Source organism: Janthinobacterium sp. BJB304 (assembly GCF_002735765.1).
Taxonomy (GTDB): Bacteria; Pseudomonadota; Gammaproteobacteria; order Burkholderiales; family Burkholderiaceae_D; genus Janthinobacterium.
The window spans coordinates 84,474-109,312 of record NZ_PDZN01000019.1; the positions used below are offsets into that span (position 1 = coordinate 84,474).

A 24,839-nucleotide genomic window follows, 5' to 3' on the forward strand; every position below is an offset into this window, starting at 1 on the left:
TTGCCAACCGGCTAGCCGCGCCGGCGCGGCAGCGCCCCCCCGTTTCGCTCCTGCTCACGCACAAAGGATGCATGAAATTCTCTGACTACGCCTGCTTGCTGGCCAGCCTGTGCGCTGGCGCAGGCGCCAACGCGGCCCCGGCCCCGGCGCCTGCGCCAGCCGCGGCCACCGCCGCTTCGACTCCCCCCGCCAAGCCGCCGCCGGCCACCGCCGCGCCTGCCGCCACCGAACATGCGGCCCTGCCGCCGCCCTCGTCGGCCGCGCAAAAACTGTACACGGCCGCGCGCGCCGATATTTTGCAAGTGCGCGTGCTGCTGAAAAACGGCCGCACGCAATCGTCCGTCGGCTCCGGCTTTTTGATCGGCACGGGCGACCTGGTGGTGAGCAACTATCACGTCGTGTCGCAATTCGCCCTCGACCCGGACACCTATGTGGGCGAATGGGTCGACACGAGCGGCCAGCGGGGCAATGTGGAATTGCTGGCCGTCGACGTGCTGCACGACCTGGCCGTGCTGCGCGTGAACCGCCATGGCACGGGCTTTTTCAAGATGCCGGAAGCGCTGGCACCCCTGACGCAGGGCCAGTACCTGTATTCGATGGGCAACCCGCTGGACCTGGGTTTCGCCATTTCGGAAGGGTCGTACAACGGCGTCGTCACGCGCAGCTTCTACGACCAGCTGATGTTTACGGGACCGATCAATTCCGGCATGAGCGGCGGCCCCAGCGTCACTGCGAATGGCGACGTCGCGGGCGTGAACGTGTCAAAACGCCTCGACGGCGAACTCGTCAGTTTTCTCGTGCCGGCCCGCTATGCCCAGCAATTGCTGGCCAAGGTGGCGCAGCAAGGCAAGCCGCCGAAAGACTTCAAGCCGCTGGTGACGGCGCAACTGCTGGCGCACCAGGAAGTCATGCTGGCGCGCCTGCTCGACACGCCGTTGAGCCTGAAAGCCATGGGCCCGTACCGCGTGCCCGTGCGCGAGTCCGACCAGATGCGCTGCTGGGGGCGCTCCAACGTCAAGTCCGACAAGCCCTACTTGCTCGACAACACCAGTTGCGCCATGGAGTCAGCCATCTTCATTTCCGGCGCCCTGCAGACGGGGCAAGTGTCGATGCGCCACGAATTCCTGCGCAGCAGCGAACTGGGTCCGCTGCGCTTTTCCGAGCTGGCCAGCGCCTCGTTCAAGAACGAAAGTTTTGGCAGCTACAAGAGCGCGCACCTGACAGGCCCCCATTGCACCGAACAGTTCGTCAAAAACACCACCCTGCCCCTGCGCGCCGTGCTGTGCGTGCGCGCCTACCGCAAGTTTACGGGACTGTACGACTTTGCCCTGCTGGCCGCCAGCACCGATGAGCCGCTCATGAGCCTGCAAAGCCGCATCGACGCGCGCGGCGTGTCCTACGCCAACGGCTTGCGCGTCACGAGCACCTTCCTCGAAGCGCTGTCGCGGGAAAGCGGCCGCAAGCCATGAAGCCGCCCTATTACCTTGAAATCCTCGCCGAGAATGGCGAAGTGCAGCGGCGCCAGCGGATGGAGTCCCTGCCGATCCGCATCGGCCGCGGCTATGACAACGACTTCATCCTCGACGATCCGCATACGGCGGCCGAGCACGCCATTGTCGACGACGATGGCGCAGGCGGCCTGCTGCTGCGCGACCTGGGCAGCCATAACGGCGTGATCCACCGGGGACTGCGGCAAGCGCAGGTGGCCTTGAACGGCAACAGCATCGTGCGCCTGGGCCACACGCGCCTGCGCGTGCGCGCCAGCGACCATCCGGTGGCGCCCGAACTGGGCGACACGACCAGGCATGACTGGGAAGGCTTGCGCCCGGCCGTCGCCGGCCTGGCCATGATCGGCGCTTCGGCCGCCTTCAGCAACTGGCTCAGCGATGCCGATGCCTTCGATCCGATTTCCTACCTGATGATCATCGCCACCGCGCTGGCCGGCGGCCTCGTGTGGTCGTCGATCTGGGCCGTGGCGAACCGTCTGTTCGGCCATGTGGCGCGCTTCGGCCGCCACCTGTTTATCATCGGTTGCGGCTTGCTGGCCATGGAAGTGTGGGAACTGGGCAGCAAGGTGGCGGCGTATGCGTTCTCGCTGGAAGCGCTGACGCGCTACGGACGGCATATGTTCATCGTCATCGTCTGCGCCATGATCTACTACCATCTGTGCACGATCAAGCCGCAGCATCCGCGCCGCTTCGGCCTCGTCGCCGTCGTGCTGGCCATCCTTGGCTCGAGCCTGATTTTGCTGAGCAACCTGCAGATCAGCGGCCGCCTGGCCGACGAGGCGTACATGTCGGCGATCTACCCGCCGGCCTTGCGCCTGAGCCCGGATCACACGACGGATGCCTTCTTCCGCGACGCGGCCAGCCTGCAGCGCGCCGTCGACGCCGAACGGGGCAAGGCGGCCAAGGGCGCCGACGAAGATGAAGACAGCGGCGATTAACGCGCCGCCATGCAAAAAGCCCGCCGTGTCCTGACAGACCGGCGGGCTTTTTTTAAGTGCGCCGCGAGGCGCGCAGCGTATCGCTGTTTAGAACTTGGCTTCCTGCTTGCGGCGCGCCGTAAAGCCCAGCAAGCCCAGGCCGACCAGCAGCATGGCGTAGGTGGTTGGCTCAGGGACGGCCGAGATCAAGCCATCGTTGGCGCCGAAGCTGACGAAATTACTGTTTCCCGCCTTGAACTGCGCTTGCTGGCCGCCATCGCAGCAACCTTCCAGGCCATAGATGCTCAGGGTATGGTTACCCGCCGACAAGGCGCTCGAACCGCTGAGGAACTGGCTGCCATTGTTGTAGTTGCCTGCCCACCACATGTCATTGCTCTTGAAGTCCAGCGCCACGCCGTCGAGGAACAGGGCGCCGCCCTTGCCGAAGTCAACGCCGCTGCGGAAGCTCCAGGCGCCCGCATCGGCCGCGCTGACGCCAAAGTTGATGACGGATTTGAAAGCGATGTTCGAGCCGCTGCCGAACAGGCCGCTGTTGTTGACGTTATCGTAGCTGGCAATCGTCGTCGAGCCATAGCCGGCGCCTGGCGTGGCCACGGCGGCGTTCACCACGGATTCATAGGCGCCGGCGGAGCTTTGCGCGCCAGCGTTCGAATAGCCGGTGGACAGGGTGATGGTGCTGGCGTTCGCGTGGGCAAACGCACCGACAACGATCAGGGACAGGGCGATTTTAGGCAAGTTTTTCATGATGGTATCCAGTAAGTAAGTATTCAGTGGGCGCAGCAAGGGGCGCTGGAGCTGAATACACGCTGCATTGAGGCGTGTCGGCATAGCGCGAGAAATTGCAAGGATGAGCGGTCGGGGGCGTGAACTTCCGCGTGACAATGCGGACTTGCGGCGTGCCATGGCGGCACTGCAAGCGTCCTGGAAAGGGTTCGGGTTCCCGGGACAAGGCCAGACAATTGACGGGTCAGGTAAGACGATGGAGCTATTCTAGCGTAAATTCCCCAGAAGAAAAGTATTTTTCTTTTGACCATGAAAGATATTTTTCTGGCAATCACCTGCCCAGCAGCAGAAAAGCGCCAGCTTCCACTCTGGCGCGACGGCCATCTGCGGCGCGCGGCATGTCGCGGCGGCACCACAGATCAGGCCGTCAGTGTCGCATCGCGCGCATTTCTTTTCGCATGCCGCTGCACCACGGGGCGAAACAGCATGGCAAAATGTAGTCACGCTGCTATCTGTCCGATGAGGGGGAAAGAGGAATGGTCGACCTGGAAGAACTACGCTATCTGGCACTGTCGTTTCCCGACACGAGCGAGGAAGAACACCACGACCGTCCAGCCTTCCGCGTGGGCGGGAAGATCTTTGCCACCCTGCCCGATGACGAGCACATCAACGTGCTGCTCGATGCGGAAGCGGCGCATATCGCCACCGTCATCACGCCATCGGGCTGCGAGAAACTCTGGTGGGGCGAACGCCTGGCCGGCATCACGGTATGCCTGGCGGACGCGGAGCTGGACATGCTGGCCGCAGCCCTGACGGCCGCCTGGCGGCGCAAGGCACCGAGCGACCTGGCCAAGACCATCGCCCCGACGGGCTAAGTAACCCCCAATAAATTATTGTGATTTCTGACTGCCATAATCGGCGCTCTGCGGCGTTGCTCACTGCTAGCAGTGCCCGCACTGCGTCGCAGCGAGCGCCTTGCATAGCATCCGGTTCTGTTCGTCATAAATTCACACTAATTTCCCGAGGATTACTTAGTTACATCGGCCAATTGCGCAGCAGCAAGCCCACCATTTGCTGCAATTGCTCGCGCGAGACGCCGGCCGCCGCCTGGATGGCCATGCCCTGCGACAAGGTCACGACAAAGCGCGCCTGCTGCTCCGGGCAGGAATCGGGCGGCAGATCCCCCTCCTCCTTCGCGCGCCGCAAGCGGTCGCGCAACTTGATTTCACCGCGCAGCCGGCGCGCGAACAATTCATCGCGGATCGGCAAGGCGTCGTCGCTGCAGGCGAGCGCCGCATTGACGCCCATGCAGCCGTGCGGGCCGTCCGGCATGGTTTGCGCGTCGACATACTGCGTCAGCAGGGCTTCCACCACCTGGCGCGCCGTCGGCTGTTCCAGGGCCGCATCGAAAAACCGCATGCGCGTGTCGCTGTAGCGCTCGAGCGCCTTGTGGAACAATTGCTCCTTGTTGCCGAAGACGGCATACAGGCTGGGCCGGTTCATGCCCATGGCCTTCGTCAATTCCGGCAAGGAACTGCCCTCATAGCCCTTTTCCCAGAACACTTTCATGGCGCAATCGAGCGCCTCGTCCGCGTCGAACGTGCGTGGCCGTCCCGTTTTCGCCTTGGGCGCTTCCTCTTTTTTATCTTGTTTCATACCGTTCGGTAAAAAATTATTGACAACAGTGTCTGCCTGCCCTGATTATATACCGACCGGTTAAAAACCTCCCGGCTTTTCAGGAACCCTATGCACACACCTTCCAACACCTCTGCCGACGATACCACCGTGGCGCCGTGGCTGGCCGTCTTATCGGTCGGCATCGGCGCCTTCGCCCTCGTCACCTCCGAATTCCTGCCCGTCGGCCTGCTGCCCGCGATGGCCGCCGAACTGGCCATCAGCAAGGGCCAGGCGGGGCTGATGATCACCACGCCCGGCATCGTTGCCGCGTTCGCCGCCATCTTCGTCACCGTCGGCTCGGGCCGGCTGGACCGGCGCATCGTGCTGCTGGCGCTCACCGCCCTGCTCGTCGCCTCGAACCTGCTGGTGGCGCTGGCGCCCTCGTATGCGTGGATACTGCTGGGCCGCGCCATGCTGGGCGTGGGCGTGGGCGGCTTCTGGGCCATCGGCAGCGCCATCGGCCCGCGCCTGGTGGCGCCGCAGCATGCCTCGCGCGCCATGTCCATCATCTTCGCCGGCGTCTCGCTGGGCACGGTGGCGGGCGTGCCGGCCGGCGCGCTGGTGGGCGAACTGGTGGGTTGGAGGGTCGCTTTCGGCGCGGCCAGCGCCATCGCCGTGCTGGTCTTCATCGGCCAGCTCTTGCTGCTGCCCAAGCTGCCGCCGACACAGGCCATCCGCCTGCGCCAGCTGCCGATGATTTTCGGCATCCGCAAGGCCAGACTGGGCCTGATCGCCACGGCCATGCTGTTTACGGGCCAGTTCGCCGCTTACACGTATATCGCGCCCTTCCTCACGCAGATCTCGCACCTGGCGGCTGGCACAGTCAGTGCCATGCTGCTCGTGTACGGCGCTTCCGGCTTCATCGGCAACCTCGTGGGCGGCTGGGCGGCCGGGCGCTACGAACGGGCCGCGCTGATGGTCACAGGCGCCGTGCTGGGCCTGTCCACCCTCGCCCTGGCCGCGTTCGGCAGCCACTCGGTGACGGCCATGCTGCTGGTGGCCGTCTGGGGCTTCGGTTTCGGCGCCATGCCGATCGCCGTCCAGACGTGGATGTTCAAGGCGGCGCCCCATTTGATGGAAGGCAGCAGCGCGCTGTTTGTCGCCATTGTGCAAGTATCGCTGGCGTCGGGCGCCTTGCTCGGCGGCATGGCCGTCGACCGGCTGGGCGTGTCGAGCGCGATGGTGGTGGGCGGCCTGTTCGCCCTCGGCTGCGCCTTGACGATCGCGCTGTTCGGCAAGCCGCAGGCCGCCGCCAAGGCCGGCGCGGCCTGCCCAGCGTCGTAGGACCGTGCCTTCAGATGCGGCCGCGGCGGAATTCGCCGAGGAATTTCGTCACTTCGGCCGGCGTCATGGGCACATCCACATCGCCGTGATAGGCATACAGGAAAGGCGTGCCGCCCAGGCGGTCGGTCAGCTTGGCAAACAGTAAAAAGCGGCTGCCCAGCGGATAGCGCTGCAGGTCGACCAGGCGGCGCGAGCACTGCACGGCCAGTTCCGGCGAAAACGCCTGGCCCGGCACGGGGCGGATTTCCACGCGGCCATGAATCGCGCGCGATTCGACGGCAACATGCCGGTATGCATAAGTATCACGGGCCATGCCGCCACCTTGAATGAAATAAAGGCGCCATCTTAAGCGAAGATGGCGCCTGGCGTATTACCGCGGCACGATGCGCAGCAGGCGGCCATTGTCTTCGTCCGTCAGCGCATACAGGTAGCCATCCGGTCCCTGGCGCACGTCGCGCACGCGCGCGCCGATGTCCAGGCGGTCCTGCCCCGTCACCTTGCCGTTCGCATCGACGGCGATGCGGCGGATATCCTTGGCCGCCAGGCCACCGCTGAAGATGCTGCCGCGCCAGGCGGCGATCTTGTCGCCCGTATAGACGGCCAGCCCCGACGGGGCCGGCGACGGCACCCAGGCTACGCTGGGATTGAGCATGCCGGGCACCTCATGCTTGCCGACGGGTTCATGCGTCTTGTAGTCGGCGCCGTAGCTTTGCAGGGGCCAGCCATAGTTGCCGCCCGCCACCACCAGGTTCAGCTCGTCGCCGCCGTACGGACCGTGTTCCGTGGCCCACACGCGACCGGAAACAGGGTCGAGCGCCAGGCCCTGTACGTTGCGGTGGCCGTACGACCAGATTTCCGGCAAGGCCCCCTTGGCGGCCAAGGGATTGCCAGGCGCCGGTTTGCCGTCTTGCGTCAGGCGCAGGATGGAGCCCTGGTGCGTGGCGAGGTTTTGCGCCTGCTCGCGCGCCAGGCGGTCGCCTATGCGCAGCGGCGGATTGCCGCCATCGGCCACGCTCATCAGCAAAGTGCCGTCCGGCAGCCACAGCAGGCGCGAACCGAAATGCTGGCCGCCGCTCTTGTCGGTCGCCACCTTGAACAGGGTCTCGATGCCCGTCACCTTCTTGCCGTCGAACACGCCGCGCACGAGCGTCGTGCGGTTCGCGTCATTCGTGCCCGTCGACACCGTCATGTAGACGCGCGGGTTCGGCTTGCCCGCATCCTGCGGATGCAGCACGATATCGAGCAGGCCGCCCTGCCCGCCCGTAAACACCTTGGGCATGCCTTCCAGCGCCACGTCCTCGAATGTCTTGCCAGTGAGCAGATGCAAGGTCCCCTGCTTGCTGGTGACGAGGGCGCGGCCCTCGCCCAGCCAGGCGATGCCCCAAGGCTGGCGCACGCCCTGCGCGACGGTCTCGGCCTTCCAGCCCTGTCTGGCGGCGGGCGGCTCGCCCGTGGCTTGCAGTTCGGCCCAGGCCGCTGGCGCGGCAGTCAATGCCAGGGCAAGCAAGATGCTGCTACGGCGCAACTGGAACATGGCGACTCCTGTCGTTAATCGATCAATGGTTGGCGTCTCAGGCGCGCAGCAGCAGGGCCACCGCTTCTGCCGCGATGCCCTCTTCCCGCCCCAGGTAGCCCAGTTTTTCATTCGTCTTGGCCTTGATGTTGACCTGGCCCACGGTCACACCGAGGTCTTCGGCCACGTTCGCGCACATGGCGGCGATGTGCGGCGCCATCTTCGGACGCTGGGCGATGATGGTGGCGTCGATATTGCCGATGATATAACCGGTCGCTTGCACGCGGCGCACGGCTTCGCGCAGCAGGGTGCGCGAATCGGCGCCTTTGAATTGCGCGTCCGTGTCGGGGAAGTGGCGGCCGATGTCGCCCAGGGCGGCGGCGCCGAAGATGGCGTCCGTAATCGCGTGCAGCAGCACGTCCGCGTCGGAGTGGCCGAGCAAGCCGAGGTGATGGGGAATTTTCACGCCGCCGATGATCAGGTCGCGGTGTTCCACCAGCGCGTGGCAGTCATAGCCCTGGCCGATACGAAATGGGAGGTCGGGAGTCGTTGTATGCATGCAGGTCTTTCTGGAGTCAAGGATGGGCCAAATACAGCTCGGCCGTGTGGATGTCGCGCGGCAGGGTCACCTTCAGGTTGCGCGGATGGCCCTCGACCAGTTTCGGCGCCAGGCCCAGCGCTTCGACGGCGCTGGCGTCGTCCGTGATCGCCAGCGGATCGGGCGCTTCGGATAGTGCCCGGTGCAGCAGCGCATAGCTGAACATTTGCGGCGTCTGCGCCAGCCATAGATGATCGCGTGGCACCGTCTGCGCCGACAGGCTGCCCGGCCCGGCCCGCTTGACGGTATCGACCACGGGTAAGGCCAGCAAGCCGCCGGCCGGGTGGTCGCCCACTTCCATGATCAGCTTTTCGATCAGCGCCGGCGTCAGACCGGGCCGGGCCGCGTCGTGCACCAGCACCTGGTCATGGGCATCGATGCTGCCGTGCACGGCGTGCAAGCCATTCAGGATGCTGTCCATGCGCGTGGCGCCGCCGCAGCGCAGCACGGTGACGCCATGCCCCGCGCCCTGCTCCGGCACGACGGCGTCGATCTGGCCATCCTCGGCGCTGACGACGACATACGTATGCGCGATCAGGGGGCTGGCGAGAAAGGCGTCGAGCGCGTGGCGCAGCATGGGTTTGCCGGCGATGGCCAAATATTGCTTGGGACTGCCCGCTTCCATGCGCGCACCCACGCCGGCGGCGGGGATCAGGGCAAAATAACGGACGGTGTTCGATGCTGCGGTCATGCCATTCCTTGTCTAGTTGGCGGGCGCTGTCTTGCCCGCCAGGATGTTCTGGATTTCGCCCTTGCACGCCTTGCCCAGGCGCGCATATTCTTGCGGCGAATCGATGGCGGCCTGCAAGGTTTCCACCTTGCGCATTTCCGCCTTGATATACGGCAACCAGCCCGTATCGATTTCGCGCGCCAGCGCCGCCTTGGCCGTGCCGCTGGGCGCGTACAGGGGCCGCGCCTCGAAGCGTCTGGCCAGCGCGGCGCGCACGGTCTTTTCCACGCGCGGCAGGTGTTCCATATAGGTTTTCATGTGCCGCAGCTCGTGCGCGAGTATCTCATCATACGCGCACGTGCCGGGGGCAAACTCGCGGCCGATATAGATCACCACGGGCGCATATGTCAGGCTCACGGTAATCTGCGGCGCCACGCATTCGTAGCCGCTGGCCGGGTCTTGCAGCATGGGACCGGCCAGCGCGATGGCCACGCGCGAATCCGTCTTCGTCAGGCCCAGCACCCAGGTGTTCGCGCGCGCCGTGCCCTTCATCACCGTCAGCGCCTTGTACGGCAGATGCGTGTCGATGCTGTAGCCGTTCTGCTGCGCCGTCAGCACGGACACCGTCTTGCTGATCGTGTCTTCGCAGCGCACCTGGAACGGCGTGCGCGCCTGCGCCTGCGCACCCCAGGTGACACAGGCCAGCAGCAGAAAAAGCGCCGCGCGCATGTGCGGAATCAGGCCGCTTGCCAGGCGCCGCTGGTAATCTTGTCGAGCCAGAAGATACCGATGACGGTCTTCACGTCCGTGATCGTGCCATCCCTGACCCAGCCGAGCAGCTGCGGCACCGTGGCAGTAAACGTTTCCAGGAATTCACCCTCGTCGAGCTGGCGTTCGCCGGCCACGAGCCCGCGCGCCAGAAACAGTTCCAGGTGCTCGTCGGAATACGCGATGGCGTTGTGGATGGTGGAGACGAATTGCCAGTCGCTGGCCGTGTAGCCCGTTTCTTCCAGCAATTCGCGCTGGGCGCAGGCCAGGTGCGACTCGCCCGCATCGATTTTACCAGCAGGAAATTCGATGAAGACCCGGTCCAGCGGATAACGGTACTGGCGTTCCATCAGCACCGTGCCGTCGTCGAGCAGCGGCAGGATCACGACGGCGCCCGGATGCAAAACGAATTCGCGCGCCGTGATCTTGCCGTCCGGCAGTGCAACACGGTCGCGCTGCACGCGCAGGAAGCCGCCCTGGTAGACGAGTTCGCCGTCGACCTTGGTTTCAATCAGATTCGTATCCATGGAATTCCTTTATTCAATAAAAAACGGCGCCAGAGGCGCCGCTTTCGGTCGTTGTTGCTAACGGCGTTTGCGCAGGTAGCGTCCGACAAAGCCTGGGAAAGCCAGCACCAGGAACAGGCATCCCGTGATGGCATAGAACTCCCACGTCTGCGGGAAACCGTTGCCGATGCGCGCCTCGAGCGCGAACGCCACGGCGCCGACGATGAAGTACAGAATCACCATCTCCAGCAGGCGCAGCGCCAGCGGCTTGCGCCAGCCCTGCTCCGCTTGCGCCGCCTTTTTCAGCGGCACGGCGGCAAACAGTTTCTCGTTCAGGAAAGGCAGGTTGGCGCCCAGGATGCCCAGGGCGATCACCAGCCAGCTCGAGGCGGTGACATCCATCGATCAGGACGCCAGGGTCTTGGTGATGGCGGTCGCGCAGGCAGCCAGGATGCTGTTAGGCATCACACCAAGGGCCAGAACGAACACGCCGTTCAGGGCCAGCACGACGCGCATGTCGCCATGCACGACCAGCGCATTGCTGTCGGTCGGCTCGTCGAACCACATCATTTTCACGACGCGCAGGTAGTAGAACGCGCCGATCAGCGAGAACAGCACGGCGGCGATGGTCAGCCACAGCTGGCCCGTCGCCAATACCGAAGCGAGCACCGAGTACTTGGCCATGAAGCCCATCAGCGGCGGCACGCCGGCCAGCGAGAACATGAACAGGGTCATCACCAGCGCGAAGATCGGGCTGCGTTTGCCCAGGCCCTTGAAGTCGGCCAGTTCTTCTGCTTCGAAACCATTACGTGCCAACAACATGATCACGCCGAAGGTACCCAGGGTGGTGAACACGTAGGTGATGACGTAATACATCGAGGCGCCGTAGGCGGTGGCTGCGCCAGCCGCATTCAGCGTGTTGTTCGGCGCGTCGACGGTACCGGACAGCAAGCCCAGCAGGACGAAGCCCATTTGCGCGATGGTCGAGTACGCCAACATGCGCTTCAAATTCGTTTGCGCGATGGCGGTGAAGTTACCGATGGCCAGCGACATCACGGCCAGCACCAGCAGCATCTGCTGCCAGTCATGCGCCATCGGCAGCAAGCCTTCGGCCAGCAAGCGCAGGGTGATGGCGAAAGCGGCCAGTTTCGGCGCCGCGCCCAGCAGCAGGGTCACGGCCGTCGGCGAACCTTGATACACGTCAGGCACCCACATGTGGAATGGCACGACGCCCAGTTTGAAGGCCAGGCCCGCGACCAGGAACACCAGGCCGAAGACCATGATGGTGCCGTTGGTCTTGCCGTTTTCCAGCGCCACGCGCAGTTCGCCCAGGTCCAGCGTGCCGGACGCGCCGTACAGCATCGAGATACCGTACAACATGAAACCGGAAGCCAGTGCGCCCAGGATGAAGTATTTCATGGCCGCTTCCGTGGCCTTGGCATTGTCACGGCGCAGCGCGATCAGTGCGTACAGCGACAGCGACATCAATTCCAGACCCAGGTAGATGATCAGGAAGTTGTTGGCCGAGATCATGATCATCTGGCCCAGCAGTGCAAACAGGGCCAGCACGTAGAACTCGCCCCCCAGGTTACCCGACAGCATGCTGCGGTCGGTGGCATAGGCACGCGAGTAGATCAGGGTCAGCGCCACGGCGCCGTACGAGAACAGTTTCAGCAGCTGCGACATCGGGTCCGACACGAACATATTGTGGAACGTGTAGACGGTGGTGCCCGCGTTGAAGTCGCCCACGGTCAGCAAGGCGCAGCCGGCCAGGGTCAGCAAGGACAGCGCATAGGTGATCGAACGCTTCGCCGCAGGCAAGAACATATCGATCAGCAAGAGCGCCGACGTGGCGATCAGCAGAAAGATTTCCGCGTACAGCGGTACCAGATTAGGTGCATTAGTCATGTTATCGGTCTTCTATTTAAGGCAACTTGCTGATGGCGACATGCTGCAGCAGGTCGGCAACCGAAGTTTGCATCGTGTCGGTGAACGGGGCTGGGTACAGACCCATCACGAGCACGGCGATGGCCAGCACAGCAAGCATGAAGAATTCACGTTTGTTGATGTCGGTCAATTCGGCCACGTGCTTGTTCTTGATCTTGCCGAACACCACGCGCTTGGCCATCCACAGCGAGTACGCCGCGCCCCAGATCAGTGCCGTTGCAGCCAGCAGACCGATCCAGAAGTTGTATTTCACCGCGCCCAGGATCACCATGAACTCGCCGACGAAGCCGGACGTCGCTGGCAGACCGCAGTTGGCCATCGAAAACAGCACGAAGAAGGCGGCAAATTTCGGCATGCGGTTCACGACGCCGCCGTAGTCTGCGATGTTGCGGGTATGCATGCGGTCATACAGTACGCCGATGCACAGGAACATCGCGCCGGAGATGAAGCCGTGCGAGACCATCTGCACGATACCGCCCTGCACCGAAATGTCGTTGAACATGAAGAAGCCCAGGGTGACGAAACCCATGTGCGCGATCGACGAATAGGCGACCAGTTTTTTCATGTCGGTTTGCACCAGGGCAACCAGACCGATGTAGATGACGGCGATCAGCGACAGGGTGATCATGAAGCCCGACAGGTAGTGGCTGGCGTCCGGCGTGATCGGCAGCGAAAAACGCAGGAAGCCGTAGGCGCCCAGTTTCAGCATGATGGCGGCCAGCACGGCGGAACCGCCCGTTGGCGCTTCCACGTGGACGTCCGGCAACCACGTGTGGACCGGGAACATTGGCACTTTGACGGCAAACGCCATCAGGAAGGCCAGGAAGATGAAGATCTGCTCGTTCATCGACAGCTTGAACGCGTGCCAGGCCAGGATGTCGAAGGTGCCCGACACATTGCGCAGGTAGATGATGGCAACCAGGGTCAGCAGCGAACCGAAGAAGGTGTACAGGAAGAACTTGAACGACGCGTACACGCGGTTCGAACCGCCCCAGATACCGATGATGATGAACATCGGGATCAGGGTTGCTTCAAAGAAGAAGTAGAACAGCAAGCCGTCCAGCGCGCAGAACACGCCGATCATCAGGCCCGACAGGATCAGGAAGGAGCCCATGTACTGGGCGATGCGCTTCTCGATCACTTGCCAAGCGGAAATGACGACGATGACCGTGATGAAGGCCGTCAGTGGAATGAACCACAGCGACAGGCCGTCGATACCCAGCGAGTACCAGATATTGAAAGTTTCAATCCACGGCGCTTTTTCGACGAATTGCATGCCGTGCGCGGCGTTGTCGAAATGCTGAATCAGCGGCAAGGTGCACAGCATGCTGAGCACGGCGCCAGCCAGCGACAGCCAGCGGGTAAAGCCCGCTTTGCTGTCACGGCCGAGAGCCAGGACCAGGACGCCGCAAATGATCGGCACCCAGATCGACAGACTCAGGTAAGGAGGTAGTGTAGAAATCGTAGACTGCATCATGGTTCTCAGTATTCTTTTATCAGGTCAGCTTACTTAGCGGGCCAGAATGGCAGGAAATAGATCAGGAAGCCCAGCACGCCCAGGATCATCACGAATGCATAGTGATAGATGTAGCCGGTCTGCAACACTCGCGACAGCGAGGACAGCCAGGCGACAACCTTGGCGCTGCCATTGACGACGAAACCGTCGATCAGCTTCTTGTCACCGAAGTTCCACAGGCCATTACCCAGCAAGCGGGCACCGCCGGCGAACACGACTTCATTGAACTTGTCCATGTAGTACTTGTTGTCCAGCAGGGTGTGGATCGCGTGGAACTTGGCAAAGAACCAGGCCGGTACGCGCGGGTTGACCATGTAGCAGTAGTAGGCTGCCACCACGCCGGACAATGCCAGCCAGAACGGTGCCGTCGACAGGCCGTGGATCGCCATCGCCATCGCGCCGTGGAATTCATGCGACAACTCTTCCATTGCTGGATGGTTTTCGCCGACAAAAATCACGCCCTTGAAGAAATCGCCATGCAGCATCGGGCCGATCGTCAGGTAACCGATGATCAAGGAAGGGATCGCCAGCATCACCAGCGGGAACCACACGACGAACGGGGACTCATGCGGCTTCTGGCCAGGTTCCAGGCCATGGTGCGCGTGGTCGTCTTCGTCTTCTTCATCGTGCGCGTCCGAATCATGCTTGGCCGCAGGCGCGTGGTGGTCGTCATGACCGTGCGCGTGTGCCTGGCCGAAACGTTCCTTGCCGTGGAAGACGAGGAAATACATGCGGAACGAGTAGAAGGCGGTGACGAACACGCCAGCCAGCACGGCGAACTGGGCAAAGCCAGCGCCCCAGATGTGCGTCGCTTCGACGGCTTCGATGATGCTGTCTTTCGAGTAGAAACCGGAGAACAGCGGCGTGCCGATCAGGGCCAGCGAACCGACCAGGGAAGTGATCCAGGTGATCGGCATGTACTTGCGCAGGCCGCCCATGTTGCGGATGTCCTGGTCATGGTGCATGCCGATGATGACGGAACCGGCGCCCAGGAACAGCAGTGCCTTGAAGAATGCGTGCGTCATCAGGTGGAACACGGCCACGGAGTATGCGGACGAACCGAGCGCCACGGTCATGTAGCCGAGCTGCGACAGGGTCGAGTAAGCGACGACGCGCTTGATGTCGTTCTGGATGATGCCCAGGAAACCCATGAACAGCGCCGTGATGGAACCGATCACCAGGATGAAGGACAGTGCCGTGTCGGACAGTTCGAACAGCGGCGACATGCGCGAGACCATGAAGATACCGGCCGTCACCATCGTTGCGGCGTGGATCAGTGCCGAAATCGGGGTAGGACCTTCCATCGAGTCAGGCAGCCACACGTGCAGCGGGAACTGCGCCGATTTGCCCATCGCGCCGATGAACAGGCAGATGCAGGCAACGGTCAGCAGAGCCCAGTCGGTGCCCGGCATCGTCAGCAGCGCCAGTTCGTCTTTCTTGGCGAACACTTCCTGGTAGTTCATGGTGCCGGCGAATGCCAGCAGCAGGCCGATGCCCAGGATGAAGCCGAAGTCGCCCACGCGGTTGACCAGGAAAGCCTTCATGTTGGCCACGATGGCCGTCGGACGCTGGTACCAGAAACCGATCAAGAGGTAGGAGACCAGGCCCACGGCTTCCCAACCGAAGAACAGTTGCAGGAAGTTGTTGGCCATGACCAGCATCAACATCGAGAACGTGAACAGCGAGATGTAGGCGAAGAAGCGGTTGTAGCCTTCGTCGTCCTTCATGTAGCCGATCGTGTAGATATGCACCATCAGGGAGACGAAGGTGACCACGCACATCATCATCGCCGACAGCGAATCGATCTGGAAGCCCACTTCCATCTTCAGGGTGCCGATCGTCATCCAGTTATAGATCGTGCCATTGAATGTCGCGCCATCCATCACTGCCAGCAGTGTCTGCACGGACAGGATGAACGCAATCAGTACGCCCAGGATCGTCGCGGTATGCGACGTCTTGCGTCCGACCAAATTACCCAGGAACTGGGTGCCAAGCAAGCCTGCAATCGCGGCACCGGCCAGCGGCGCCAGCGGTACGGCAAGAAGGAGGTTAGGGTTGAGGAGTTGCCCCGCCATGATGAACCTTAATCGTTATTATTCGAGAGATCGAGTCTGAAAAACATCAGCCTTTGAGGCTGTCCAGGTCTTCGACGTTGATGGTATCCAGATTACGGAACATCACCACCAGAATAGCCAGACCGATAGCCGACTCAGCGGCGGCAACCGTCAGGATGAAGAAAACGAAGATCTGACCGGCCGCGTCGCCCATGAAATGGGAGAACGCGATGAAATTCATATTCACCGCCAGCAGCATCAATTCGATTGCCATCAGCAATACGATGATGTTCTTGCGGTTCAGGAAAATACCGACGATCGAGATTGCGAACAGGATCGCGCCCAGGACCAGAAAATGTGTGAGCGATAATGTCATGGTGCCTCCTTAACTTCCGGCTCAGCCGCAGGACGCTCGACGACCGCGTCCATCTTGATGATCTTCAGGCGGTCGTTGCGCTTGACGCGCACGGCATCGCCTGGAGCAAAATGCTTGGTGTCCTTGCGTTTGCGCAAAGTCAGTGCGACCGCGGCGACGATGGCCACCAGCAGCACGACGGCGGCGATTTCGAAGGCGAACACATATTTGGTATAGATCAACAGGCCCAGTTCCTTGGTGCCGCCCAGGTTGACGTTCACTGGCGCGATGCTCGGCGCAAAGTTGCGAAAACCGTGCCACAGGACGGCGGCCATTTCCAGCACGATGATCACGCCCACCGTCACGGACAGTGGCAAGTAGCCCCAGAAACCTTCGCGCATGCGGTCGATATTGATATCGAGCATCATGACCACGAACAGGAACAGCACCATCACGGCGCCGACGTATACCAATACCAGCACGATGGCCAGGAATTCAGCTTGCAGCAGCATCCAGATGCCCGCTGCCGAGAAGAAGGACAGTACCAGGAACAGTACTGCGTGGACCGGATTACGGGCCGTGATGACGCGCGTCGCTGCCAGAATCAAGATCAGCGCGAAGGCGTAAAACAAAATTGTTTTAAAGTCCATAAAAAACCCAATAGACGTACAGATGAACGAGGGGCGCGCCGCAGCCAGGGGCTACGGCGCATCCATCAGCGATAAGGTGCGTCGGCGGCGCGCGCAGCGGCGATGTCATTTTCATAACGATCGCCTACGGCCAGCAACATCTCTTTCGTGTAATACAAATCCCCGCGTTTCTCGCCGTGGTATTCCAGGATTTGCGTCTCGACGATCGAATCGACCGGGCAGGACTCTTCGCAGAAACCGCAGAAGATGCACTTGGTCAAGTCGATATCGTAACGCGTGGTACGGCGCGAACCGTCGTCACGCTGTTCCGATTCGATCGTGATGGCCATCGCCGGGCAAACCGCTTCGCACAGTTTGCAGGCGATGCAACGTTCCTCGCCGTTCGGGTAGCGGCGCAGCGCGTGCAAGCCACGGAAACGCGGCGAGATCGGTGTCTTCTCTTCCGGGAATTGCACCGTGATCTTGCGCGAAAACATGTACTTGCCTGTCAGCGCCATGCCCTTGATCAGCTCGCCTAACAAGAGGCTGCTGAAGAAATCTTTTACCTTATCCATTCGTATGCACTCTCTTACTTCCAAATATTCCAGGATGTCTGCATCCAGGCAGCGACGAAGACCAGGTAGACCAGCGTCAACGGGATAAACACTTTCCAGCCGAGGCGCATGATCTGGTCATAACGGTAGCGTGGGAACGTACCGCGTACCCAGATGAACACCGACACGATGAAGAAGGTCTTGGCGAACAGCCAGAAGAAGCCGCCGAAACCACCCCAGAACTCAAGGAAAGCAAATGGTGCGGACCAGCCACCGAGGAACATGATCGAAGCCAGGGCGCCGATCAGGATCATGTTGGCGTATTCGGCCAGCATGAACATGGCGTAGGCCATGCCCGAGTACTCGACCATGTGGCCGGCGACGATTTCCGACTCGCCTTCGACGACGTCGAACGGGTGACGGTTGGCTTCAGCCAGGCCCGACACCAGGTAGATGACGAACATCGGCAGCAGCGGCAGCCAGTTCCACGACATGAAATTGACGCCCTTGTCGGCGAAGAAGCCGATCTGCTGGCCGCCGACGATGTCGATGAAGTTCAGGCTGCCCGAGACCATCAGCACGATGACCATCACGAAGCCCATCGGGATTTCATACGAAATCATCTGTGCCGAAGCGCGCATGGCGCCCATGAACGAGTACTTCGAGTTCGAGGCCCAGCCGGCGATGATGATGCCGTAGACTTCCATCGAGGTAATCGCCAGCAGCATCAGCAAGCCTGCGTTGACGTTGGCCAGCACGGCTTGCGGGCCGAAGGGCACGACCGACCAGGCGGCCAAGGCCGGCATGATGGTCATGATCGGGCCGATCACGAACAGGCCTTTGGCGGCCTTGGACGGGATGATGATCTCTTTGAACAAGAGTTTCAGCGCATCGGCGATCGGCTGCAGCAAGCCCAATGGGCCGACGCGGTTCGGGCCGACGCGGATCTGGATCCAGCCGATCAGCTTGCGTTCCCACAAGGTCAGGTAGGCAACCAGGCCCATCAGCGGCAACAGCACGCACAGGATCTTGATCAGGGTCCAGAAGAACGGCCACGAGCCGCCCAGCAGATCCTGGCCGCTGCTGTTGATGACGTTTACAAATTCAGGCAGAGCCATCAGATTTTCCCCTCTGCTGTTTCAACTGTGATGTCACCGAACATGCCGCCCAGGCTGGCCGTCGAGGCATGCGCCGCCGACACTTTGACCACATTGGCTGGCAGGCCGGCATGAATTGCCGCCACCAGGATGGCGCTGCCGGAGCCTTGCGCCACTTTGACCTTGTCGCCCGCCTTGATGCCCAGCTTCTCGGCCAATGCTGGCGACAGATGGGCTTGCGGCGCGGCGCCGTCGACCGTGCGCAGCAGCGGTTCGGAGCGGCGGACCAGCGCGTCGGCGAAGTAGATCGGCACGTCGGCGATGCGTTGCAGCGCTGGCGAAGCCGGTGCGTAGCTTGCCGCTTCCGGTGCGTTCTTGGCGATATTGTTCAGCTGTGCCGACAGATCGGTCACGCCAGCGCCGAACGCTTCGTCGCGGATCGCTTCGGAGGTATCGTAGTCGAAACCGGCCAGGCCCAGGATGTTGCCCAGGACGCGCAGCACTTTCCAGGCTGGACGGGTATCGGCCAGCGGCTTGACGGTGCCGTTGAAGCTTTGCGCGCGGCCTTCGCAGTTGACGAAGGTGCCCGAGGTTTCAGCGAACGGGGCGATCGGCAGCAAGACATCGGCGTACTCCATGCCGTGCTTGAAGGCCGACATCGCCACGACCATGTCGGCGCCATCGAGGGCGGCGCGGGCCGCTTGCGGATTGGCGGCATCGAGTTCCGGCTCGGCGTGCAGCAGCACGTAGGCTTTTTTCGGAGCAGCAAAGGCGGCTTGCACGTTGGCGCGCGGCTTGGCGACCAGGTGCGCGCCTACCGTGTTGGCCGCTTCCGTCAGGTAACCGAGCTTGGCGCCCGTCTGTTCGGCGATCCATTGCGCGGCAGCATGCAGTTGCGACGCTTGCGGGTGTTGCGTTGCCGCGTTACCCAGCAGCACGGCGCCATGGTCGCCGGCCATCAGGCTGGCGGCGATGGCGACGGCCACGTCCGAAGCAACAACCGCTTCAAAACCGGCTGGCGCGGTGATTTCTTTCGCTTTAGCAACAGCGACGACCACTTCCGACAAGGCCGCCAGCCAATCGCCAGGTGCGACGATCATCTTGTTGGCGATGGTGATCAGCTGATCATCGTCGGAGGCGTGCAGGATCGACAGCTTGGCGCCGCCCTTGACGGACGCGCGCAAACGCGTGGCCAGCAATGGGTGATCCTTGCGCAGGAACGAGCCGATGACGAAGGCGCGCTTGATCTGGCCAAATTCGTTGATCGGCATGCCCAGCCAAGGTTTCACGCCGGCGTCGAGCGCGAAGTCGGTCTGGCGCAGGCGGAAGTCGACGTGCTCGGAACCGAGGCCGTGGACGACTTTTTGCAGCAGGACCAGCTCTTCGACGGTCGAATGCGGGGTGGCCAGCGCGGCGATGGCGTCAGCGCCATGCTCGTGCTTGATATTTTTCAAACCGTGCGCCACGTATTCCAGCGCGGTCTGCCAATCGACTTCTTTCCACTCGTTGCCTTGTTTCAGCATCGGTGACGTCAGGCGTTCGGCGCTGTCCAGCGCTTCGTACGAGAAACGGTCCTTGTCCGAGATCCAGCACTCGTTGACGGCTTCGTTTTCCAGCGGCAGTACGCGCTTGACCTTGCCAGCTTTCACTTGCACGATCAGGTTCGAGCCGAGGCCGTCATGCGGGCTGACCGATTTGCGGCGCGACAGTTCCCACGTACGGGCGCTGTAGCGGAACGGCTTCGAGGTCAGTGCGCCGACCGGGCACAGGTCGATCATGTTGCCCGACAGTTCGGAGTCGACCGTCTGGCCGACAAACGACACGATTTCCGAGTGTTCGCCGCGGCCGATCATGCCCAGCTCCATCACGCCGGCCACTTCCTGGCCAAAGCGTACGCAGCGGGTGCACTGGATGCAGCGCGACATCTCTTGCATGGAGACCAGCGGACCGGCTTCCTTCGGCGTGACGACGCGCTTGTCTTCCTTGTAGCGCGATTCGCTCTTGCCGTAACCCACGGCCAAGTCTTGCAACTGGCATTCGCCGCCCTGATCGCAGATAGGGCAATCGAGCGGGTGGTTAATCAGCAAGAATTCCATGACCGACTTTTGCGCCTGCACAGCTTTATCGCTGGCGGAGCGCACGATCATGCCGGCACTGACCGGGGTCGCGCAAGCGGGCAAAGGCTTGGGCGCCTTTTCCACTTCGACCAGGCACATGCGGCAGTTCGCTGCGATCGACAATTTCTTGTGATAGCAGAAGTGCGGAATGTAGGTTCCCAATTTGTTGGCGGCGTCCATCACCATGCTACCAGCAGGGACTTCGACTTTTTTGCCGTCTATTTCGATTTCAACCATGGTGATCGTTACCTGACGCAGCTTAGATATATGCGGGCACTAAGCAATGCTTGTGCTCGATATGATATTCAAATTCTTCACGGAAATTCTTAATGAAGGCCCGTACCGGCATGGCAGCCGCATCGCCCAGCGCGCAAATGGTGCGGCCCTGGATGTTGTCGGCGATCGAGTTGAGCATGTCCAGGTCGTCTGGACGACCCTGCCCCTGCTCGATGCGGTGCACCATGCGGTACATCCAGCCTGTGCCTTCACGGCAAGGCGTACACTGGCCGCACGATTCTTCAAAGTAGAAGTAGGACAGGCGTTCCAGCGCCTTCACCATGCAGCGTGTTTCGTCCATCACGATGACGGCGCCCGAACCCAGCATCGAACCGGCTTTCGCGATCGAGTCGTAGTCCAGGTCGGTCTGCATCATGATGTCGCCGCGGATCACCGGCGCGGACGAGCCGCCAGGAATCACGGCCTTGATCTTTTTGCCACCGCGCATGCCGCCTGCCAGTTCCAGCAGGGTCGCAAACGGGGTGCCGAGCGGCACTTCGTAGTTGCCCGGTTTTTCCACGTCGCCCGAGATCGAGAAGATCTTCGAACCGCCATTGTTCGGCTTGCCCATCGCCAGGTATTTCTCTGGACCGATGTTCAGCACGAAAGGCACGGCCGCGAAGGTTTCCGTGTTGTTGATCGTCGTCGGCTTGCCGTACAGGCCGAACGAGGCGGGGAAAGGCGGCTTGAAGCGCGGCTGGCCTTTCTTGCCTTCCAGCGACTCGAGCAGGGCCGTTTCTTCGCCGCAGATGTAGGCGCCATAACCATGGTGCGCATGCAACTGGAACGAGAACTCGCTGCCCATGATCTTGTCGCCCAGGAAACCGGCGGCGCGCGCCTCTTCCAGCGCTTCTTCGAAACGCAGGTATTCCTGGAAGATTTCACCGTGGATATAGTTATAACCGACGGTGATGCCCATCGCATAAGCGCCAATGGCCATGCCTTCGATCAGGGCATGGGGATTGTAACGAATGATGTCGCGGTCCTTGAAAGTGCCCGGTTCGCCTTCATCTGTATTGCAGACGAGGTATTTCTGGCCAGGGAACTGGCGCGGCATGAAGCTCCACTTCAAGCCGGTAGGGAAACCCGCGCCGCCACGGCCGCGCAAGGACGAGGCCTTGAGGTCGGCGATGATCTGTTCCGGCGTGATTTTCTCTTCCAGGATACGCCGCAGGGCGCTGTAGCCGCCGCGGTTCACATAATCTTGCAAATGCCAGTTCTTGCCATCCAGATCCTTCAGGATCAATGGATCGATATGGCGGTTGTGGAGTGACGTCATTTCTTGAGTTCCTCCAGCATGGCGTCGATTTTCTCGTTCGACATCCAGCTGCACATGGTTTTATTACTGACCAGCAAGACCGGCGCATCGCCGCAAGCACCCATGCACTCGCCCTCAACCAGGGTGAACTGGCCATCTGCGGTGGTTTCGCGGAAATCGATACCGAGTTTCTGCTTCAGGTACTCTGCAGCGCGCACGCCGCCCGACAGGGCGCATGGCAGGTTGGTGCACACGGTGATCTTGTGCTTGCCCACGGGTTTCACGTTGTACATATTGTAGAACGTGGCCACTTCCTGCACGGCAATCGCCGGCATGCCGATGTAATCGGCCAGTTCCTTCATGGTTTCCGGTGCCAGCCAGCCCAGTTCATCCTGGGCATGGGCCAGCGCGGCCATGACGGCCGACTGACGCTGGTCGGCCGGGTACTTGGCCAGCTCGCGGTCAATTTTCTTATAGCATTGCTCTGATAACAACATACTTTTTGCCTCTTAGCGGTCAATACTGCCGAACACGATATCTTGCGTCCCGATGATGGTCACGGCGTCGGCAAGCATGTGCCCACGCGCCATCTCGTCGAGCGACTGCAAGTGGGCGTAGTCTGGCGCGCGCAGTTTCATGCGGTACGGCTTGTTGGCGCCATCGGACACCAGGTACACGCCGAACTCGCCCTTCGGATGTTCCACGGCGCTGTAGGCCTCGCCTGGCGGCACGTGGAAACCTTCCGTGAACAGCTTGAAGTGGTGAATCAGCGATTCCATGTTGGTCTTCATGTCGACGCGGCCCGGAGGCGCCACCTTGCGGTTGCTGGTCATGACAGGACCTTCATTGTTGCGCAGCCACTCCACGCATTGCTTGATGATGCGGTTCGACTGGCGCAGCTCTTCCACGCGAACCAGGTAGCGGTCGTAGCAATCGCCGTTGGTGCCGATAGGAATGTCGAAATCCATCAGGTCGTACACTTCGTACGGCTGTTTCTTGCGCAAATCCCACTGCACGCCCGAGCCGCGCAGCATGGCGCCAGTAAAGCCCATGGCCAGTGCATCTTCCGGCGAAACCACGCCGATGCCGACGGTACGCTGTTTCCAGATACGGTTGTCGGTCAGCAAGGTTTCGTACTCGTCCACCGAGTTCGGGAAGCGGCGCGCGAAGTCTTCGATGAAGTCCAGCAGCGAACCCTGGCGGTTTTCGTTGAGCTTGCCGATGGCCTTGGCGTTGCGGATGATCGACGCCTTGTGCTGCGGCATCGCGTCCGGCAGGTCGCGGTACACGCCGCCCGGGCGGTAGTAGGCCGCGTGCATGCGCGCGCCCGAGACTGCCTCGTAGGCGTCGAACAAGTCTTCGCGGTCGCGGAAGCAATACAGGAACGGGCCCATGGCGCCGACGTCCAGCGCGTGGGTGCCGAGCCACATCAGGTGATTCAGGATGCGCGTCATCTCGTCGAACATGACGCGGATGTATTGCGCGCGCAGCGGCACTTCCAGGCCCAGCATCTTTTCGATGGCCATCACGTACGCATGTTCATTGCACATCATCGACACATAGTCGAGACGGTCCATGTACGGCACGGATTGCAGGTAGGTCTTCTGTTCGGCCAGCTTTTCGGTGGCGCGGTGCAGCAGGCCGATATGCGGGTCGGCGCGCTGGATGACTTCGCCATCCATCTCCAGCACCAGGCGCAGCACACCGTGCGCGGCCGGATGCTGCGGCCCAAAGTTCAGGGTGTAGTTCTTAATCTCAGCCATTATTTCATCCCGTAATGTTCTTCGCGGATCACGCGCGGCACGTTTTCCCGCGGCTCGATCGTCACGGGCTGGTAAATCACGCGCTTTTGTTCCGGATCGTAACGCATCTCGACATAGCCGGAGACGGGGAAATCCTTGCGGAACGGATGGCCGATGAAACCGTAGTCGGTCAGCAGGCGGCGCAAGTCGTTGTGGCCTTCGAAGAGGATGCCCAGCAGGTCGAATGCTTCGCGCTCGTACCAGTTGACGGCGCGCCAGATACCGACCACGGACGGCAGCAGCGGCATGTCGTCGTCGGGCGCGAACACGCGCACGCGCACGCGCCAGTTGTGCTTGACCGACAGCAAGTGCGAGACGGCCGCGAAACGCAGGCCATCCCAGCTGCCGTCGCCATAGGTCGAGTAGTCGACGCCGCACAGGTCGAGCAATTGCTCGAAATGCAGGCTCGGATCATCGCGCAAGGTCTGCATCACGGCCAGGTAGTCCTCGGCCTTGACCTGCAAGGTGACTTCGCCCAGCGCAACCGTCGTGCTAACGCGATCGCCCAGGGCAGTGCCGAGGGCGTTTTGCAATACTTCTAAATGTGTTGTCATAATCTGAAGCGGCCCGGTTAGCGTGCGATCGTGCTGGTACGCTTGATCTTGTTCTGCAACTGCATGATGCCGTACAGCAAGGCTTCAGCGGTCGGCGGACAGCCAGGCACATACACGTCGACGGGCACGATGCGGTCGCAACCGCGCACCACGGAATAGGAGTAATGGTAGTACCCGCCGCCATTGGCGCAGGAACCCATCGAGATGACCCAGCGTGGCTCTGCCATCTGGTCGTAGACCTTGCGCAGGGCCGGCGCCATCTTGTTGCACAGGGTACCGGCAACGATCATGACGTCGGACTGACGCGGCGACGGACGAAACACGACGCCGAAACGGTCCATATCGTAGCGGGCTGCGCCCACATGCATCATTTCGACCGCACAGCAGGCCAGACCGAACGTCATCGGGAACATAGACCCGGTGCGCGCCCAGTTGATCAGCTTGTCGGCCGAGGTGGTGATGAAACCTTCGCTTAATACGCCTTCAATAGCCATG

The 24,839-nt window shown here is 61.8% G+C and carries 26 protein-coding genes; 4 read left to right on the forward strand and 22 right to left on the reverse strand.

What is annotated here, in order from left to right; all coding sequences use genetic code 11:
• The first annotated feature begins 71 nt into the window (after window positions 1–71).
• Window positions 72–1,469 (forward strand): serine protease, encoded by a 1,398-nt coding sequence (locus tag CSQ95_RS21305; protein WP_099410953.1) that lies wholly within the window; start codon window positions 72–74, stop codon window positions 1,467–1,469.
• Complete coding sequence (locus tag CSQ95_RS21310; RefSeq protein WP_099410954.1) at window positions 1,466–2,446, forward strand: FHA domain-containing protein; 981 nt, start codon at window positions 1,466–1,468, stop codon at window positions 2,444–2,446. The genes CSQ95_RS21305 and CSQ95_RS21310 overlap by 4 nt, the downstream gene beginning before the upstream one ends.
• Before the next feature lie 87 nt (window positions 2,447–2,533).
• On the opposite strand, the gene CSQ95_RS21315 is transcribed toward CSQ95_RS21310, so the two are convergent.
• On the reverse strand, window positions 2,534–3,190 hold the full coding sequence (locus CSQ95_RS21315; protein ID WP_099410999.1) for a CCXG family PEP-CTERM protein: 657 nt from the start codon (window positions 3,188–3,190) through the stop codon (window positions 2,534–2,536).
• A 515-nt stretch (window positions 3,191–3,705) separates the two neighbouring features.
• Between CSQ95_RS21315 and CSQ95_RS21320 the strand changes: the two genes are divergently transcribed.
• Entirely contained in the window at window positions 3,706–4,044 is a 339-nt protein-coding gene (locus CSQ95_RS21320; RefSeq protein ID WP_046683867.1) for an MmcQ/YjbR family DNA-binding protein, read from the forward strand.
• A 160-nt stretch (window positions 4,045–4,204) separates the two neighbouring features.
• On the opposite strand, the gene CSQ95_RS21325 is transcribed toward CSQ95_RS21320, so the two are convergent.
• Window positions 4,205–4,825, reverse strand: coding sequence for a TetR/AcrR family transcriptional regulator (locus CSQ95_RS21325; RefSeq protein WP_099410955.1), 621 nt, complete (start codon window positions 4,823–4,825; stop codon window positions 4,205–4,207).
• A 90-nt stretch (window positions 4,826–4,915) separates the two neighbouring features.
• Here CSQ95_RS21325 and CSQ95_RS21330 point away from each other — a divergent pair, with 90 nt between their 5' ends.
• Window positions 4,916–6,130: an MFS transporter gene (locus CSQ95_RS21330; RefSeq protein WP_070311366.1), complete on the forward strand. Its 1,215-nt coding sequence runs from the start codon at window positions 4,916–4,918 to the stop codon at window positions 6,128–6,130.
• Window positions 6,131–6,140: 10 nt separating this feature from the next.
• Here the strand turns inward: CSQ95_RS21330 and CSQ95_RS21335 are convergent, their stop codons facing one another.
• The 20 genes from CSQ95_RS21335 to CSQ95_RS21430 form a co-directional block, all read right to left on the reverse strand.
• Window positions 6,141–6,443, reverse strand: a complete 303-nt coding sequence (locus tag CSQ95_RS21335) for a hypothetical protein (protein WP_180279124.1) — start codon at window positions 6,441–6,443, stop codon at window positions 6,141–6,143.
• Window positions 6,444–6,500: 57 nt separating this feature from the next.
• Window positions 6,501–7,664, reverse strand: coding sequence for a PQQ-dependent sugar dehydrogenase (locus CSQ95_RS21340; RefSeq protein ID WP_099410957.1), 1,164 nt, complete (start codon window positions 7,662–7,664; stop codon window positions 6,501–6,503).
• Between the two features lie 37 nt (window positions 7,665–7,701).
• Window positions 7,702–8,202, reverse strand: a complete 501-nt coding sequence (ispF, locus tag CSQ95_RS21345) for a 2-C-methyl-D-erythritol 2,4-cyclodiphosphate synthase (RefSeq protein WP_070224100.1) — start codon at window positions 8,200–8,202, stop codon at window positions 7,702–7,704.
• Window positions 8,203–8,218: 16 nt separating this feature from the next.
• Window positions 8,219–8,932, reverse strand: a complete 714-nt coding sequence (gene ispD / locus CSQ95_RS21350) for a 2-C-methyl-D-erythritol 4-phosphate cytidylyltransferase (RefSeq protein WP_070224101.1) — start codon at window positions 8,930–8,932, stop codon at window positions 8,219–8,221.
• Window positions 8,933–8,944: 12 nt separating this feature from the next.
• Window positions 8,945–9,640, reverse strand: coding sequence for a hypothetical protein (locus CSQ95_RS21355; protein WP_180279125.1), 696 nt, complete (start codon window positions 9,638–9,640; stop codon window positions 8,945–8,947).
• A gap of 8 nt (window positions 9,641–9,648) precedes the next feature.
• Window positions 9,649–10,206, reverse strand: a complete 558-nt coding sequence (locus CSQ95_RS21360; RefSeq protein ID WP_099410959.1) for an NUDIX domain-containing protein — start codon at window positions 10,204–10,206, stop codon at window positions 9,649–9,651.
• 57 nt (window positions 10,207–10,263) lie between these two features.
• Window positions 10,264–10,587 (reverse strand): DUF2818 family protein, encoded by a 324-nt coding sequence (locus tag CSQ95_RS21365; RefSeq protein WP_070224104.1) that lies wholly within the window; start codon window positions 10,585–10,587, stop codon window positions 10,264–10,266.
• 3 nt (window positions 10,588–10,590) lie between these two features.
• The gene (nuoN, locus tag CSQ95_RS21370; protein WP_070224105.1) at window positions 10,591–12,093 is read right to left on the reverse strand and encodes an NADH-quinone oxidoreductase subunit NuoN; all 1,503 of its coding nucleotides are present in this window, start codon (window positions 12,091–12,093) and stop codon (window positions 10,591–10,593) included.
• Between the two features lie 16 nt (window positions 12,094–12,109).
• The gene (locus CSQ95_RS21375; protein ID WP_099410960.1) at window positions 12,110–13,609 is read right to left on the reverse strand and encodes an NADH-quinone oxidoreductase subunit M; all 1,500 of its coding nucleotides are present in this window, start codon (window positions 13,607–13,609) and stop codon (window positions 12,110–12,112) included.
• A 29-nt stretch (window positions 13,610–13,638) separates the two neighbouring features.
• Window positions 13,639–15,723: an NADH-quinone oxidoreductase subunit L gene (gene nuoL, locus CSQ95_RS21380; RefSeq protein WP_070224107.1), complete on the reverse strand. Its 2,085-nt coding sequence runs from the start codon at window positions 15,721–15,723 to the stop codon at window positions 13,639–13,641.
• A gap of 46 nt (window positions 15,724–15,769) precedes the next feature.
• A complete protein-coding gene (nuoK, locus tag CSQ95_RS21385; protein WP_010399724.1) occupies window positions 15,770–16,078 on the reverse strand; it encodes an NADH-quinone oxidoreductase subunit NuoK in 309 nt (102 codons plus the stop codon).
• The gene (locus CSQ95_RS21390; protein ID WP_034779507.1) at window positions 16,075–16,707 is read right to left on the reverse strand and encodes an NADH-quinone oxidoreductase subunit J; all 633 of its coding nucleotides are present in this window, start codon (window positions 16,705–16,707) and stop codon (window positions 16,075–16,077) included. Before CSQ95_RS21390 ends, nuoK begins: the two co-directional genes overlap by 4 nt.
• 65 nt (window positions 16,708–16,772) lie before the next feature.
• On the reverse strand, window positions 16,773–17,261 hold the full coding sequence (gene nuoI / locus CSQ95_RS21395; protein WP_010399726.1) for an NADH-quinone oxidoreductase subunit NuoI: 489 nt from the start codon (window positions 17,259–17,261) through the stop codon (window positions 16,773–16,775).
• 14 nt (window positions 17,262–17,275) lie between these two features.
• Window positions 17,276–18,358 (reverse strand): NADH-quinone oxidoreductase subunit NuoH, encoded by a 1,083-nt coding sequence (gene nuoH / locus CSQ95_RS21400; RefSeq protein WP_070224109.1) that lies wholly within the window; start codon window positions 18,356–18,358, stop codon window positions 17,276–17,278.
• Complete coding sequence (gene nuoG / locus CSQ95_RS21405) at window positions 18,358–20,691, reverse strand: NADH-quinone oxidoreductase subunit NuoG (protein WP_099410961.1); 2,334 nt, start codon at window positions 20,689–20,691, stop codon at window positions 18,358–18,360. The genes nuoH and nuoG overlap by 1 nt, the downstream gene beginning before the upstream one ends.
• A 22-nt stretch (window positions 20,692–20,713) precedes the next feature.
• Window positions 20,714–22,009 carry an NADH-quinone oxidoreductase subunit NuoF gene (gene nuoF / locus CSQ95_RS21410; RefSeq protein WP_010399729.1) on the reverse strand — a complete coding sequence of 432 codons (1,296 nt, stop codon included), beginning with the start codon at window positions 22,007–22,009 and terminating at the stop codon, window positions 20,714–20,716.
• Window positions 22,006–22,485, reverse strand: coding sequence for an NADH-quinone oxidoreductase subunit NuoE (nuoE, locus tag CSQ95_RS21415; protein WP_035820520.1), 480 nt, complete (start codon window positions 22,483–22,485; stop codon window positions 22,006–22,008). Before nuoE ends, nuoF begins: the two co-directional genes overlap by 4 nt.
• A 12-nt stretch (window positions 22,486–22,497) precedes the next feature.
• Window positions 22,498–23,751, reverse strand: coding sequence for an NADH-quinone oxidoreductase subunit D (locus tag CSQ95_RS21420; RefSeq protein WP_034749992.1), 1,254 nt, complete (start codon window positions 23,749–23,751; stop codon window positions 22,498–22,500).
• The gene (locus CSQ95_RS21425) at window positions 23,751–24,344 is read right to left on the reverse strand and encodes an NADH-quinone oxidoreductase subunit C (RefSeq protein ID WP_070224111.1); all 594 of its coding nucleotides are present in this window, start codon (window positions 24,342–24,344) and stop codon (window positions 23,751–23,753) included. The genes CSQ95_RS21420 and CSQ95_RS21425 overlap by 1 nt, the downstream gene beginning before the upstream one ends.
• 17 nt (window positions 24,345–24,361) lie before the next feature.
• A complete protein-coding gene (locus tag CSQ95_RS21430; RefSeq protein WP_010399733.1) occupies window positions 24,362–24,838 on the reverse strand; it encodes an NADH-quinone oxidoreductase subunit B family protein in 477 nt (158 codons plus the stop codon).
• Window position 24,839: the final 1 nt, after the last annotated feature.